The organism is Pseudomonas asgharzadehiana, from assembly GCF_019139815.1.
GTDB lineage: Bacteria > Pseudomonadota > Gammaproteobacteria > Pseudomonadales > Pseudomonadaceae > Aquipseudomonas > Aquipseudomonas asgharzadehiana.
The window spans coordinates 1,196,602-1,211,075 of record NZ_CP077079.1 but is presented as its reverse complement, the minus strand read 5'-3'; the positions used below and the strand labels follow the sequence as shown (position 1 = coordinate 1,211,075).

General features: G+C 60.8%; 14 protein-coding genes and 1 other RNA gene. 4 read left to right on the top strand and 11 right to left on the bottom strand.

Going from position 1 to position 14,474, the window contains the following annotated elements; all coding sequences use genetic code 11:
- Position 1: 1 nt before the first annotated feature.
- From mraY to rsmI, 9 genes are all read right to left on the bottom strand, one after another.
- On the bottom strand, positions 2-1,084 hold the full coding sequence (mraY, locus tag KSS96_RS05490) for a phospho-N-acetylmuramoyl-pentapeptide-transferase (RefSeq protein WP_003171875.1): 1,083 nt from the start codon (positions 1,082-1,084) through the stop codon (positions 2-4).
- Entirely contained in the window at positions 1,084-2,454 is a 1,371-nt protein-coding gene (locus KSS96_RS05485) for a UDP-N-acetylmuramoyl-tripeptide--D-alanyl-D-alanine ligase (RefSeq protein WP_065877273.1), read from the bottom strand. Before KSS96_RS05485 ends, mraY begins: the two co-directional genes overlap by 1 nt.
- Complete coding sequence (gene murE / locus KSS96_RS05480) at positions 2,447-3,910, bottom strand: UDP-N-acetylmuramoyl-L-alanyl-D-glutamate--2,6-diaminopimelate ligase (protein ID WP_217855790.1); 1,464 nt, start codon at positions 3,908-3,910, stop codon at positions 2,447-2,449. The genes KSS96_RS05485 and murE overlap by 8 nt, the downstream gene beginning before the upstream one ends.
- Positions 3,910-5,652: a peptidoglycan D,D-transpeptidase FtsI family protein gene (locus KSS96_RS05475; protein WP_175404190.1), complete on the bottom strand. Its 1,743-nt coding sequence runs from the start codon at positions 5,650-5,652 to the stop codon at positions 3,910-3,912. The genes murE and KSS96_RS05475 overlap by 1 nt, the downstream gene beginning before the upstream one ends.
- A complete protein-coding gene (gene ftsL / locus KSS96_RS05470) occupies positions 5,652-5,945 on the bottom strand; it encodes a cell division protein FtsL (protein WP_004371991.1) in 294 nt (97 codons plus the stop codon). The genes KSS96_RS05475 and ftsL overlap by 1 nt, the downstream gene beginning before the upstream one ends.
- Positions 5,942-6,889 carry a 16S rRNA (cytosine(1402)-N(4))-methyltransferase RsmH gene (gene rsmH, locus KSS96_RS05465; protein WP_017526173.1) on the bottom strand — a complete coding sequence of 316 codons (948 nt, stop codon included), beginning with the start codon at positions 6,887-6,889 and terminating at the stop codon, positions 5,942-5,944. Before rsmH ends, ftsL begins: the two co-directional genes overlap by 4 nt.
- Positions 6,886-7,341 (bottom strand): division/cell wall cluster transcriptional repressor MraZ, encoded by a 456-nt coding sequence (gene mraZ / locus KSS96_RS05460; RefSeq protein ID WP_003171868.1) that lies wholly within the window; start codon positions 7,339-7,341, stop codon positions 6,886-6,888. The genes rsmH and mraZ overlap by 4 nt, the downstream gene beginning before the upstream one ends.
- Positions 7,342-7,695: 354 nt before the next feature.
- Positions 7,696-8,049, bottom strand: an RNA gene (rnpB, locus tag KSS96_RS05455) — RNase P RNA component class A.
- A 95-nt stretch (positions 8,050-8,144) separates the two neighbouring features.
- Positions 8,145-9,050, bottom strand: a complete 906-nt coding sequence (gene rsmI, locus KSS96_RS05450; RefSeq protein WP_017526172.1) for a 16S rRNA (cytidine(1402)-2'-O)-methyltransferase — start codon at positions 9,048-9,050, stop codon at positions 8,145-8,147.
- A 176-nt stretch (positions 9,051-9,226) separates the two neighbouring features.
- Here rsmI and KSS96_RS05445 point away from each other — a divergent pair, with 176 nt between their 5' ends.
- The 4 genes from KSS96_RS05445 to KSS96_RS05430 all read left to right on the top strand — a co-directional run bounded on the left by KSS96_RS05445 (position 9,227) and on the right by KSS96_RS05430 (position 12,673).
- Positions 9,227-11,038, top strand: coding sequence for a penicillin-binding protein activator (locus KSS96_RS05445; RefSeq protein WP_017526171.1), 1,812 nt, complete (start codon positions 9,227-9,229; stop codon positions 11,036-11,038).
- Positions 11,038-11,409 (top strand): YraN family protein, encoded by a 372-nt coding sequence (locus KSS96_RS05440; protein ID WP_017526170.1) that lies wholly within the window; start codon positions 11,038-11,040, stop codon positions 11,407-11,409. Before KSS96_RS05445 ends, KSS96_RS05440 begins: the two co-directional genes overlap by 1 nt.
- A 92-nt stretch (positions 11,410-11,501) precedes the next feature.
- Positions 11,502-12,095 carry a phosphoheptose isomerase gene (locus KSS96_RS05435; protein ID WP_007904374.1) on the top strand — a complete coding sequence of 198 codons (594 nt, stop codon included), beginning with the start codon at positions 11,502-11,504 and terminating at the stop codon, positions 12,093-12,095.
- Positions 12,092-12,673, top strand: a complete 582-nt coding sequence (locus KSS96_RS05430; protein ID WP_017526169.1) for a BON domain-containing protein — start codon at positions 12,092-12,094, stop codon at positions 12,671-12,673. The genes KSS96_RS05435 and KSS96_RS05430 overlap by 4 nt, the downstream gene beginning before the upstream one ends.
- 68 nt (positions 12,674-12,741) lie before the next feature.
- On the opposite strand, the gene KSS96_RS05425 is transcribed toward KSS96_RS05430, so the two are convergent.
- Complete coding sequence (locus tag KSS96_RS05425; protein ID WP_017526168.1) at positions 12,742-13,515, bottom strand: YiaD family glycine zipper/OmpA-like lipoprotein; 774 nt, start codon at positions 13,513-13,515, stop codon at positions 12,742-12,744.
- A gap of 209 nt (positions 13,516-13,724) precedes the next feature.
- Positions 13,725-14,369, bottom strand: coding sequence for an MBL fold metallo-hydrolase (locus KSS96_RS05420; RefSeq protein ID WP_017526167.1), 645 nt, complete (start codon positions 14,367-14,369; stop codon positions 13,725-13,727).
- Positions 14,370-14,474 lie beyond the last annotated feature (105 nt).

The window sequence follows — 14,474 nt, the reverse complement described above, 5'->3', positions numbered from 1 at the left end:
TCTACCTCAGTTTCAGGGTGGCAAGGCCAACCAGTACCAGAATCACGGTGATGATCCAGAAACGGACAATCACACGCGGCTCGGGCCAGCCCTTGAGTTCAAAATGGTGGTGAATCGGCGCCATGCGGAACACGCGACGCCCGGTCAACTTGAAGGACGCCACCTGGATGACCACCGACAGGGTTTCCATCACGAACACACCGCCCATGATGAACAACACGATTTCCTGGCGAACGATCACCGCGATGGTGCCCAGGGCCGCGCCCAGCGCCAGTGCGCCGACGTCGCCCATGAAGACTTGTGCCGGGTAGGTGTTGAACCACAGGAAACCCAGGCCGGCACCGATCAGCGCGCCGCAGAACACAATCAGCTCACCCGCGCCCGGTACATAGGGGATCAGCAGGTACTCGGCGAATTTCACGTTACCCGACAGGTAGCAGAAGATGCCGAGCGCACCGCCCACCATCACTGTCGGCATGATCGCCAGGCCGTCGAGCCCGTCGGTCAGGTTGACCGCGTTGCTGGAGCCGACGATCACAAAGTAGGTCAACACCACGAAGCCGATGCCCAGGGGGATGCTGGCGTCCTTGAGCATCGGAATGATCAAAGTGGTTTCCACGGCGCTCGGCGCGGTGGTGTACAGGAAGATCGCGGCGGCAAGGCCGAACACCGACTGCCAGAAGTACTTCCAGCGGCTCGGCAGCCCCTTGGAGTTTTTCTCGATCACCTTGCGGTAGTCATCCACCCAGCCGATGGCGCCGAACAGCAGGGTCACCAGCAACACCACCCACACGTAGCGGTTGTGCAGGTCGGCCCACAGCAAGGTGCTGATGCCAATGGACGACAGGATCAGCGCGCCGCCCATGGTCGGGGTGCCGGACTTGGACAGGTGCGACTGCGGGCCGTCATTACGAACCGATTGACCAATTTGCAGGTTCTGCAGGGTGCGGATCATCCACGGCCCTAAAAACAGCGACAGCGACAGCGCGGTCAGCACACCCAGGATCCCGCGCAGGGTCAGGTACTGAAAGACCGCGAAGCCTTTGTGGAACTGTTGCAGATACTCAGCCAGCAGCAGCAGCATTAATGTTTCTCCGTACTTGAGCCACACAAGGCTGCGACGACGTTTTCCATCACCGCGCTGCGCGATCCCTTGATCAAAATGGTTGTGTGTTTGTCGTGTTCGGCGGCCGTCAGCGCCTCGATCAGCTCGGCCTGGGTGGCGAAATGCTGCGCACCGGGGCCGAAAGCGTTGACGGCGTGCGCCATGTTCGTGCCGACCGCGTAGAGGGCGTCGACTTTACCGGCGGCATACGCGCCGACGTCACGATGGCCTTGTTCGGCCCAATCGCCCAACTCACCGATATCGCCCAATACCAGCACCTTGCGTCCGGCAAAGCTGTTGAGCAGATCCACGGCGGCGTTTATGGAAGACGGGTTGGCGTTGTAAGTGTCATCAATCACGCGCATGCCGTTGCTCGATAGCTGCGCCACGGTGCGCCCCTTGACCGGCTGCACCGCACCCAGGCCCGTCGCGATACCGAACAGCGACACGCCCAAGGCATGGGCGGCGGCGGCAGCGGCCAGGGCGTTGGCGACGTTATGGTTGCCGAGCAGGTTCAACTGCACGTGCTCGTCACCTTGCGGGGTGTGCAAGGTGAAGGACGGGCAGCCACGGGCGTCGACGGTGATGTCGCCGGCATGAAAGTCGGCGGCCGCGTTCGACACGGCAAAGGTCAGGACCTTGCGACCGGCGGCGCGTACACGCCAAGTCTCAAAGGCCTTATCGTCGAGGTTCAGTACGGCGGTGCCCGAAGCGTCGAGGCCTTCAAGGATTTCGCCCTTGGCTTCGACGATTTTTTCCGGGCCACCGAACTCACCGACGTGGGCGGTACCGGCATTGTTGATGATCGCCACGTGGGGCTTGGTCAGCGCCACGGTGTAAGCAATTTCGCCGATGCGCGAAGCGCCCAGTTCGATCACTGCCGCGGTATGTTCCGGGGCCAGTTCGAGCAGGGTCAGTGGCGCGCCGAAATCGTTGTTCAGGTTGCCACGGGTCGCAAGCACCGGGCCGCGTGTGCGCAGCACACCGGCGAGCAGTTCCTTGACCGTGGTCTTGCCGCTGGAGCCGGTGACGGCTGCAACCGGCTTGGCGAACGCGGCGCGGTTCAGCGCACCCAGCCGGCCCAGGGCCAGGCGGGTGTCGGCGACCAGCAATTGCGGCAAGGCGGAGTCAGGCACTTCACGCTGCACCAACGCACCGACGGCACCTTTGGCGGCGACATCATTGAGGTAGTCATGCCCGTCGAAACGCGGGCCGGCCAGGGCGACGAACAGCTGCCCCGGCTGAATGTTACGACTATCAATACTCACGCCATTAAAGGTGCAGTCGCTCGACAGTACGCGGGCCGACAGCGCCTGGGCCAGTTCGCTGAACGTCATCGCCTTAAGCATGGGCCACCTCCCAGGCGGTCAAGGCGTTAGCGGCCTCGACCAGATCGGAGAAGGCATGACGCTCGCCGTTGATTTCCTGATAGTCCTCATGGCCTTTACCGGCCAGCACCACCACATCGTCAACGCTGGCGCTGGCGATCAGTTGGGCAATGGCAGCCCCGCGACCGGCAATAAAAGTGGCCTTGGACACGTCTTTGAAGCCCGTACGGATATCGTCGAAAATCCGGCTCGGGTCTTCGCTGCGCGGGTTGTCGTCGGTGACGAGGACGCCATCGGCCAGACGCTCGACAATCTCGGCCATCAGCGGGCGCTTGCCGCGATCGCGATCACCGCCGCAACCGAACAGGCAAAGCAGTTTGCCTTTGGCATGTGGGCGCAGCGCTTCGAGGACTTTTTCCAAGGCGTCCGGGGTGTGAGCGTAATCGACCACCACCAGCGGCTGCTTGCCGCCACCCAGGCGTTGCATGCGACCGGCCGGGCCTTCCAGTTTCGGCAACACCTTGAGGATCTCGTCGAGGGCGTAATCCAGGCCGAGCAAGGCGCCTATGGCGGCAAGTACGTTGCTCAGGTTGAAACGACCGAGCAAGGTGCTACGCAGGTGGTGTTCGCCCTGGAGCGTGACCAACGTGGCGCGTACGCCCTCGTCATTGAACTGGGCTTCGCGGCAATACAAGTACGCGCTGGAATCCAGCAGGCTGTAGCTGATCAGGCGCGCTTCGCTGTCTTCGGTGGCCAACTGGCGGCCGAACGCGTCATCCAGGTTGACCACCCGGCACTTCAGGTCATTCCAGGCAAACAGCTTGGCCTTGGCGGCGGCGTACGCCTCCATGGTGCCGTGGTAATCCAGATGGTCGCGGGACAGGTTAGTCACCACTGCCACGTCAAACGCCAGGGCGGTGACACGACCTTGATCCAGACCGTGGGAAGACACCTCCATGGCAACGGCCTTGGCCCCGGCCTTTTTCAGGTCGGCCAGGGTCGCTTGCACGGCAATCGGGTTCGGCGTGGTGTGCAGGCCGCTTTGCAGCGCGCCGTAGAAACCGGTGCCCAGGGTACCGACAATGCCGCAATGCTGGCCCAGCAGGTCGAGAGCCTGAGCGACCAATTGGGTCACGCTGGTCTTGCCGTTGGTGCCGGTCACGCCCACCAGATTGAGGTGACGGCTCGGCTCGCCGTAAAAACGCCCGGCGATGTCGGACAATTGCTTGGCCAGGCCCTTGACCGGAATCAACGGCACGTCGGTGATCGGCAGCACGGTGGCGCCTTCAGCCTCATAGGCCACCGCCGCCGCGCCGCGCTGCAGGGCATCGGCGATGTGCGCACGGCCATCGTACTTGCCGCCCGGCACCGCCAGGAACAGGTCACCGGCGCGCACATTACGGCTGTCCAGGGTCAACTCGCGAATCAGCAGATCGCGGCCGGCATGGGCAAATATCTTATTCAGGCTAAGAGACATCAGCCGCGCCCTCCATTGGCTTTGACTGCAGCGGCCGGAGGTACGGCGTTCGCTTGTTGGGTCGGCGGCAGGTTGTCCGGCGTGATGTTCATCAGGCGCAGGGTGCCGGACATCACTTTGCTGAACACCGGCGCCGATACCAGGCCACCGAAGTAACCGGCCTTGCTCGGCTCGTCGATGACCACGACGATGGCGTAGCGTGGGTCGCTCATCGGGCCGAAGCCGGCGAACAGCGAACGGTAGGAGTTTTCGGCGTAGCCCTTGGTGCCCACCGAGGTTTTACGCGCGGTGCCGGACTTGCCTGCCACGTGATACGCCGGCACCTGGGCGCGGAACACACCACGTGGCGCTTCGATCACTTGTTGGAGCATGCCCTGCATGGTCTTGGCGACGTTTTCCGGAATCACCTGGGTGGCTTTCGGCGCTTCGTCGACGTGAATCAGGCTCAACGGCACCATGCGGCCATTATTGGCCAATACCGAAAAGGCATGCGCCAGTTGGATCGCCGTCACCGATAGGCCGTAACCGTAGGAAAGCGTGGCGGTCTCGGCTTTTTTCCAGTCGCGGTAGTTCGGCAGGTTGCCGACGCGCTCACCGGGGAAATCCAGACCGGTGGGCTGGCCCAGGCCGATTTTTTGCGCCAGGTGGTAGATGGTCTCGCCACCGATATCGAAGGCAACCTTACTCATGCCCACGTTACTGGAGTTGATCAGGATACCTGTCAAATCCAGCACCGGGCCTTCGGTGCGCGACACGTCACGAATGGTGTACTTGCCCAACTGCAAGGTGCCTGGATACACCTCGACCTTGTCGCTGGGTTTCCAGCGTCCGGTTTCCAGGGCGGCACTCATGGAGATCGCTTTCATGGTCGAACCCGGCTCGAACACGTCGATCATGGCGCGGTTGCGCATCATCGCCGGTTGCAGGTTGCGACGGTTGTTCGGGTTGTAGGTCGGCTGGTTGACCATGGCGAGGATCTCGCCGGTCTTCACGTCCATGATCACCAGGCTACCGGCCTTGGCGCCGTTCTCGATGATCGCGTTACGCAACTCGCGGTTGGCCAGGTATTGCAGGCGCAGGTCAATCGACAACGCCAAGGGTTTGCCGGCCTTGGCGTTCTTGGTGACCTGGACATCTTTGATCAGCCTGCCGCGCCGATCCTTGATGACTTGTCGCTTGCCGGGCACTCCGGCCAGCCATTCATCGTAGGCCAGCTCCACACCTTCGCGACCGTGGTCATCGATGTCGGTAAAGCCGACCATATGCGCGGTGGTTTCACCGGCCGGGTAGAAACGGCGGAATTCCTCGATGCCGTAGACACCGGGCACTTTAAGGTCGAGCACTTGCTGGCCTTGTTCAGGGGTCAGGCCGCGAACCAGGTAGATGAATTCTTTATTGGCCTGGGCTTCCAGGCGCTCGGCCAGGGCCTTCGGGTCTTGCCCAAGAGCGGCAGCGAGCGCTGGCCAGCGATCCTTGGCCACTTGCAGTTCCTTGGCATTGGCCCACAAGGTGGTGACCGGCGTACTGACGGCCAGGGGCTCGCCGTTACGGTCGGTGATCAGGCCGCGGTGCGCGGGAATGGGAATATGCCGCAGGCTACGGGCGTCGCCCTGGCCGATCAGGAAGTCGCGGTCGACCACTTGCAGGTCGACGATCCGCCAGGCGATCGCACCCACCATCAATGCCAGCAAGCCGAGCATCAGACGGAAACGCCACGGGTACAGTGCGCCTTCGAGTTTCATCATGGCGCCACCATGCGAACGTCGGCCGCGCCCGGAATGTGCATTTTCAACTGTTCGGTAGCCAGCACTTCGATACGGCTATGGGCCGTCCAGGTGCTTTGCTCCAGGATCAACCGCCCCCATTCCGCCTGCGCCTTGTCGCGCACGCTCAGTTCCCCGTACAGGGTGTTGAGCAACTGGCGGTTATAGTGGGCGCTGTAGGACACCGCAATCGCGGACACCAGCACGCCGACAAACAGCAGCAACATAAAGAAGCTGCCGCCCGGCAGGGGTTTGGCGAAAAGCTTGCTCACCGCAACTTCTCCGCGACACGCATGACCGCGCTACGGGAACGTGGGTTGGCCTTCAGCTCGGCTTCGGAAGCGAACTGTGCCTTGCCATGGATTTTGATTTTCGGCACAAAGGCCTCGAAACGCACCGGCAAGTTGCGCGGCAGATTGTCGGACTCGCCCTTGACCAGGCGGCGCATGAACAATTTGACGATACGGTCTTCCAGCGAATGGAAGCTGATCACCACCAGGCGACCGCCCACTTCCAGCGCCTCGAGGGCGGCTTCGAGGCCAGCCTCCAGATCGCCCAATTCATTGTTGACGTGAATGCGCAGGCCCTGAAACGCACGGGTCGCGGGGTTCTTGCCCTTTTCCCACGCGGGGTTGGCGACCTTGAGCACTTCGGCCAGGTCGGCGGTGCGTTCGAACGGTTGGGTCTCGCGGCGCTCGACCACGGCGCGAGCCATGCGGCCGGCGAAACGCTCTTCACCGTATTCCTTGAACACACGGGCGATTTCTTCCACCGGCGCGGTGGCGATAAATTGCGCGGCACTCACACCACGGGTCGGGTCCATGCGCATGTCGAGCGGGCCGTCGTTCATGAAACTGAAGCCGCGCTCCGGATCATCAAGCTGTGGCGAGGACACGCCCAGATCGAGCAAAACCCCGGCCACCTTACCCGCCATGCCACGCTCGGCCACTTCGGCACCCAGCTCGGCAAAGCTACGCTGCACAACGACAAAGCGGCCGTCTTCGGCCGCTAGCGCTTGCCCGGTGGCAATCGCTTGGGGGTCTTTGTCGAACCCGAGGAGTGTTCCGTCGGGCCCGAGCTGGCTGAGTATCAACCGGCTATGCCCGCCCCTGCCGAAAGTGCCATCCAGATAGCAGCCATCCGCGCGCACGGCGAGAGCCTCAACGGCTTCGTCAAGCAGTACGGTGATGTGGTTAAAGCCGCTATCAATAGTCACAGAATCAAATCACGCAGTTCATCAGGCATGGCGCCCGGTTGTTGAATAGCCGCCAGGTCAGCTGCAGAAACAGCATCCCAGGCATCTTCGTCCCACAATTGGAACTTGTTCAGTTGGCCGACCAGCATTGCGCGTTTGTCCAGCTTGGCGTACTCGCGCAGACGCGGCGGCACCAGGAAACGACCACTGCCGTCGAGCTCGAGGTCGACGGCATTACCAATCAGCAAACGCTGAAGACGGCGGTTTTCTTCACGCAATGAAGGCAGGGCGCGCAACTTGGTTTCAATCAACTCCCACTCATCGAGCGGGTAAACACATAAACAAGGGTCAACGGCATCGATGGTGATGATCAACTGTCCGGAACTTCGCGAAATCAGCTCGTCACGATACCGGCTCGGCATGGCGAGACGGCCTTTTGCATCGAGACTGATAGCGTTAGCTCCGCGAAACACAGATGCGTTTCTCCAAATTTTAGCGTTTTACGTTCAAAAAACCCACTTTGTGCCACTTTCCGCCACTTGCGCACACTATAGGAATGCGCCCACCACACCGTCAAGGCGCGGATTCAAGGAAAAGCCTTACAGAACGGAGATTTAGGAGCGTAAAAGGAGGAGAAACCCGAGTTCGACGTAGTTTTTGACCCTGCAAACACAAACAACTCAAAGCGCTGTGACTCGAAGTTAAAGTGATTTATTAAGAGTAAGATTTTTTTGGTATTACGAAGATGCATCTGCCAATGATTTGGCAGGGAGGGATTCTTGCGTTACTACCGGTTTTCTGCCCGAGAGTCGAGCAGAAGGAAAAAGGTGGAGAGTCGATCTGTAAGCCGGGTTCTGTCTTGAACAGTCATTCGTCTACGATGGCCATCACTGGACACCTTTAGCAACCTACCCGGTCCCAGCGCGGGCCACGCCTTGGGACCCTATTTGGTCTTGCTCCAAGTGGGGTTTACCTAGCCACGAACTGTTGCCAGTCGTGCGGTGCGCTCTTACCGCACCTTTTCACCCTTACCGGCACCGAAGCGCTTAGGCGGTTATTTTCTGTGGCACTTTCCGTAGGCTCACGCCTCCCAGGCATTACCTGGCACTTCGCCCTATGGAGCCCGGACTTTCCTCCCCCCCCTAATTTTCATAGAGGGCAGCGACTGTCCAATCGACTCTCCGCCGCGCAGGTTAACGGCACGACGGCCTCAGGACAAGTATTAAAGTGCAGCATGGCCATCACGTTCAGACGTAATACCGCTTTAACCTCGGAACTATTCGGCTTTCTGTTTATCCAGCGCCACTTGATACAACACATTCTTGCGCAGACCGGTAATTTCCGCCGCCAGGGCCGCCGCACGCTTGAGGGGCATTTCCTTGAGCAGCAGATCCAGAATACGCATGGCCTCGCTGCCGACGGCGTCTTCAGCCTCCGGCGCCGTCCAGCCGGCCACCAACACTACGCACTCACCGCGTTGCTGATTGCTGTCGCCCTCGACGAACGCGCGCAACTCCTCCAGTGGCAGGCCCTTGAGGGTTTCAAAGGTTTTGGTCAGTTCACGCGCCAGCAACGCCAGGCGATCGCCGCCAAAAACCAATTCCATGTCCTGCAGACATTCCAGGATACGGTGCGGGGCTTCGTAAAAAATCAACGTGCGTGGCTCTTCCTTTACCGCCTGAAGACGTGCGCGCCGCCCCACTGCCTTGGCCGGCAGGAAACCTTCGAAAATAAACCGGTCGGACGGCAGGCCCGCCGCCGACAATGCCGCGATAAGCGCGCACGCACCCGGAACAGGCACTACATTGATACCCGCGGCCCGCGCCTGGCGAACCAAGTGATAACCGGGGTCTGAGATCAGCGGCGTGCCCGCATCGGAAATCAGCGCCACATCGTCACCGGCCAACAGGCGCACGATAAAACGACTGCCTTCTTCGCGCTCGTTATGCTCGTGGCATGCGGCCAATGGCGTACTGATACCAAAATGCTGCATCAACCGCTGGGAGTGGCGCGTGTCTTCCGCCGCGATCAATTTAACCTCGCGCAGCACTTTCAGCGCCCGCGCACTGATGTCGTCCAGGTTGCCAATGGGCGTCGCCACGACAAAAAGCGAGCCTGCAGTGGAATTCAAAGGACCTGGAGCAGTCAAAACGCACACCTCGATGGTTGGCAAAAGCGGCATTGTAGCGCGTAGACGCCTTTAAAAAATGCCATCACGGCCGATGCCTTTTCAGCCGTTGATCACTGACAGCAACATTTGCACGACCTAAATCGACGGTTTCACGCCAGTAACATCGCGCCTGGGCCAGTGCTTGGGTACACTTCCACGCTAATTTGATCGGTATCAGGAACACTTACATGATCGCTTGCCTGCGGCTGCTCTCCGCCCTCTGCCTCGCTGCCTTACTGGCCGCTTGCGCCAGCTCGCCCTCGTCCAGCCTTGGCGACCTTCCACGGACCCCGGACGCCAGTATCGAGCAACTGCTCGAACAGGCCACTACCGCCAAGACGCCAGAAAAGGCTGCATTGCTGCGCCTGAGTGCGGCGGACCTAGCCTACAAACAGAACAACCCTGGCCGCTCGTCGCAGATTCTTGCGCAGGTGCCTCTGGATACCCTCAAGCCGGCCGCGCAGGTATTTGCCAGCACCCTGGCTGCCGAACTGGCCATGGCGCGCAACCAGCCCAAGGCGGCGCTGACCGCCTTGAACCATCCGAGCCTGCAAAACCTCAAGGATTTGCCGCCGGAACAGCAGATTCGCACCGCCAGCGTGCATGCCCGTGCCTATGAAGCCGACGGCCAGACCCTCGCCGCGGCGCGTGAGCGTGTCGCCATGGCGCCATTGCTGACCGGCGATGCCGCCAAGAGCAACCACGAAACCATCTGGACCTTGATTGCCGCCCTGCCTGCCGAACAGTTGCAGGCCAGCGGCAACCCGGTGCTGGACGGCTGGATCACCCTGGCCCAATCGATCAAGGGCGCCGGCACGCTGGAGCAACAGCAGGCCGCTATCGACACCTGGCGTGCACAGAACCCGGGGCACCCGGCGGCCGTGCAACTGCCCACTCCGCTGACCAAGCTCAAGGAACTGGCCAGCCAACCACTTAACAAGATCGCCCTGCTGCTGCCACAGGATGGCCCGCTGGCCTCTGTCGGCAAAGCGCTGCGCGAAGGCTTCATGGCGGCTCACTACCAGGCTGAACAAGCCGGGCAGAAACCTCCGGTCATCGAGTTCTATGACAGCTCACGCCTGAACTCCATCGACGAGTTCTACGCCAAGGCCCAGGCCGCCGGCGTGCAGTTGGTGGTCGGCCCGCTGGAAAAACCATTGGTCAAGCAACTCAGCGCGCGCGCTCAGTTGCCGATCACCACCCTGGCGCTTAACTACAGCGAGACCGATCGGGGCCCGGCGCAACTGTTCCAGTTCGGCCTGGCCGCCGAGGATGAAGCCCGCGAAGTCTCGCGCCGTGCCCGTGCCGACGGCTTGCACCGCGCCGCTGCCATGGTGCCGCGTGGCGAATGGGGTGAGCGCGTCTACAGGGCGTTCCGCCAGGACTGGGAAGCCAATGGCGGCACCGTGGTCGGCGTAGAGTACGTGGATCAGCCGGTTGCCCTGGCCCAACAGATTGCCGACCTGTTCCAACTGCGTAAAAGCGAAGGTCGCGCCAAGAGCCTGCAAAACACCGTCGGCACTGACGTAGCGGCGCAGCCGTCGCGTCGCCAGGACATCGAGTTCATCTTCCTGGCCGTCACCCCGCAACTGGCCCAGCAGATCAAGCCGACCCTGAACTTCCAATATGCAGGTGACGTACCGGTGTACGCGACGTCCCACGTATTCAGCGCCAGCGGTGACAAAAACCAGTACCTGGACATGACCAACGTGATGTTCTGCGAAACCCCTTGGCTGCTTAACACCACCGACCCGCTGCGCAACCAGGTTGCCGCACAATGGCCACAAGCCAATGGCAGCCTCGGCCGCCTGTACGCGATGGGTGTCGATGCCTACCGCCTGGCACCACGCCTGGGCCAGCTCAAAGCATTGCCGGACACCCGTGTGGATGGCCTCTCGGGCAACCTGGGCATCAGCGCCAACCAACGCGTTGACCGCCAGATGCCATGGGCGAAGTTCGTCGGTGGCGATATCCAACGTCTGCCGGATACCCCGCGCTGATGCCCGAGCGGTCCAGCGCACAAAGCGGCAAGGATGCCGAACTGCAAGCGCTGAACCACCTGCAACGACAGGGTCTGCGCCTTCTGGCGCAGAACTGGTTGTGTAAACGCGGCGAGCTTGATCTGGTCATGCTTGACGGCGATACAGTAGTATTCGTCGAAGTCCGCTACAGAAAACACGCACAATGGGGTGGCGCGCTCGCCAGTATCGACGGGCGCAAGCGTCAAAAGCTGATACTCGCCGCGCAGTTTTTTCTGCAAAAAGAGCATCGCTGGGCCGATTCCCCCTGCCGTTTCGACGTGGTTGCCATAGAAAGCACACCGTCAGGCAACGCTGATCTGAACTGGCTCAAAGATGCCTTCGACAGCTGATTCGCCGGACATCTTCACCACACACTTTTGCTCTTTGCTTTGCGGGCTGCACATTCCTGTGCCAAACAGCCGCGCTACTTAAGGTCACACAGATGGACATGCAATCCCGAATTCGCCAGCTTTTCCAGGCCAGTATCGACACCAAGCAACAGGCGATGGACGTACTTGCACCGCACATCGAGCAAGCCAGTCAGGTCATGGTCAATGCCTTGCTAAACGAAGGCAAAATGCTCTCGTGCGGCAACGGCGGTTCGGCCGGCGACGCCCAGCATTTCTCGTCCGAGCTGCTCAACCGCTTCGAGCGTGAGCGCCCGAGCCTGCCGGCCATCGCCTTGACCACCGACTCGTCGACGATCACCTCGATCGCCAACGACTACAGCTACAACGAAATCTTCTCCAAGCAGATCCGCGCCCTGGGCCAACCAGGCGATGTGCTGCTGGCGATTTCCACCAGTGGCAACTCGGCGAATATTATTCAAGCGATCCAGGCCGCACATGATCGCGAAATGATTGTCGTAGCATTGACCGGACGCGATGGCGGCGGCATGGCTTCGCTGCTGCTGCCCGAAGATGTCGAGATTCGCGTCCCGGCCAATGTCACCGCACGTATTCAGGAAGTCCACCTGCTGGCGATCCACTGCCTGTGCGATCTGATCGACAGCCAACTGTTTGGGAGTGAAGAATGACCGTTAACCGCCTCGGCCTCTTGGCCATTACGCTGTGCCTCGGTATCAGCGGCTGCAGCACGGCAATCACTGCGACACGTGACACCCCTATTCAGGATGACAAGGGCACCCGTACCTTCGGCAGCAAGATTGACGACTCGTTGATCGAAACCAAGGTTGAAGTCAACATCGCCAAAGCCGCAACGGACCTGGGCAACGGTGCATCGCGCATCGTCGTAACCAGCTTCAACGGCGTGGTACTGCTGGCTGGTCAAACCCCGCGCGCCGACCTCAAGGCCCAGGCCGAACAAGCCGCCGCTTCGGTGCAGCGGGTCAAGAAGGTCCATAACGAACTGCAAGTGATGGACCCGATCACCCTGTTGGCCATCAGCAACGATGCGCTGCTGACCACCAAGATCAAGGCGCAGATGCTGACAGACAACGCCATCCCCGGCTCGCGCATCAAAGTCGTCACCGACAACGGCATCGTCTACCTGATGGGCCTGCTGACCCAGGCCGAAGCCACCCGCGCCGCCAACCTGGTGCAAGGCGTGTCCGGCGTACAGAAAATCGTCAAAGTGTTCGAATACATCGATTGATGTAACCGACAGCCACAAAAAAGGGCGCCGTGCATTGACTGCACGGCGCCCTTTTTTGTGGCCAGCGTTTATTGATACTGCTGGTACGGGTTGCCCTGGAACTGATTGTTTTGCTGAGGTGCCTGCTGCTGGCCCGACGGCTGGCCGTATTGCTGGCCAGGGATAGGGCCAAGGTTGACCTCTACGCGACGGTTCTGCGCGCGGCCATTGACGTCGGCGTTGCTGGCAATCGGGTTGTCCGGGCCGGCACCGCGAGCACTCAGGTTGGCGCCGTTCACACCTTGGGACGTCAGGTAGTTGGCCACGCTCTGCGCACGACGCTGGGACAGGTCCATGTTCAACTGACGGCTACCGGTGCTGTCGGTGTAGCCGACGATCTGGATCGTATTCTGGTTGAACTGCTTGAGGGAGTTGGCCAGGTTGTTCAGCGGCTGGTAGAAGCTGCTGGAGATCGCGTCCGAGTTGGTGGCGAAGGTGATGTTGCCCGGCATGATCAACTTGATCTGGTCGCCCTGGCGCTGCACTTCAACCCCGGTGTTGGCCATGCTTTCGCGCAGCTTTTTCTCTTGCTGGTCAGCGTAGTATCCATAACCGGCCGCACCTGCACCAGCAACAACGGCACCGATCAGCGCGCCCTTGCCACGGTTGTTATGGTCGATGGCCGCACCAGCCAACGCACCCGCCAGGGCACCGAGCCCACCGTACTTGGCGGTTTTGCTCATACCGCCGGATTCGTTATTCGCCTGTCCCTGGCTGCTGCCATCATAAGGATTAGGTGAAGCGCAGCCGGACAACATGGCTACGGCGGTGGCGACAACAAGCAGACGACGCGGAGTGAACATTAAGGTGAGCTCCTACTTTTGCATTCTGTGGTGCAGAGGACAATTGGCAATGGACCTGTGCGCAGTTTTGAACACGACAAACGGCAAAGATTCCGTTGGCGCGCGCCGAGCCGTAACAAAAGATTCGGCCTGCTGCTGCTGTGAAACCGTAGCAGACGCAGGCTGAACACAACCTGCGGTTTTGCTACAACAGGTTGCTCGCTTGCCCATCACGCTCGCACAAACGGGTTCTCGCGCATTTCATCACCCAGCCGCGTATCGGGCCCATGCCCCGCTACCACCGTGGCGCCCTCATCCAGCGTGTAGAGGCGCTGCTTGATCGAGCGCACGAGGGTCGCCTGGTCCCCGCCCCACAAATCCGTACGCCCTACGCCACGTCGAAACAACGTATCTCCGGCAATCAGTAACTTGGCATCGGCAAACCAGAAGCTCATCGATCCTGGCGTGTGGCCCGGAGTGTGCAACGCTACGCCGCAGCCGCAGGCCAACTCTTCATCGTGGTCCAGCCAGCGATCCGGAGACGGTACTGGCGTGTAAGGCACGCGAAACATCTGACACTGCATTTCCAGGTTGTCCCACAGGAACTGATCGTCCTTGTGCAGGTGCAAGGTGGCGCCGGTCTTCTCTTTCAACTGGCCCGAGGCCAGGAAGTGATCCAGGTGGGCATGGGTATGGATGATGCTCACCACCTTCAAACCCAGCGCATCCAGGCGCGCCAGGATCAATTCCGGATTGCCGCCCGGGTCGACCACGATGGCTTTTTTGGTGAGGGAGTCGCCAATGATGGTGCAGTTGCACTGCAAAGGGCCGACGGGGAAGGTTTCGCGGATGAGGGATGGTGTTGCGGTTTCCATGAACGGACCTCTAGTGCACATCAAATGCGGTGTTCGGGCGGCTATCGCCAGAATAATTGCACTATTAAACCAGAGTAGGTGGGCGCTTCGCGGCCCCCGGTGAGC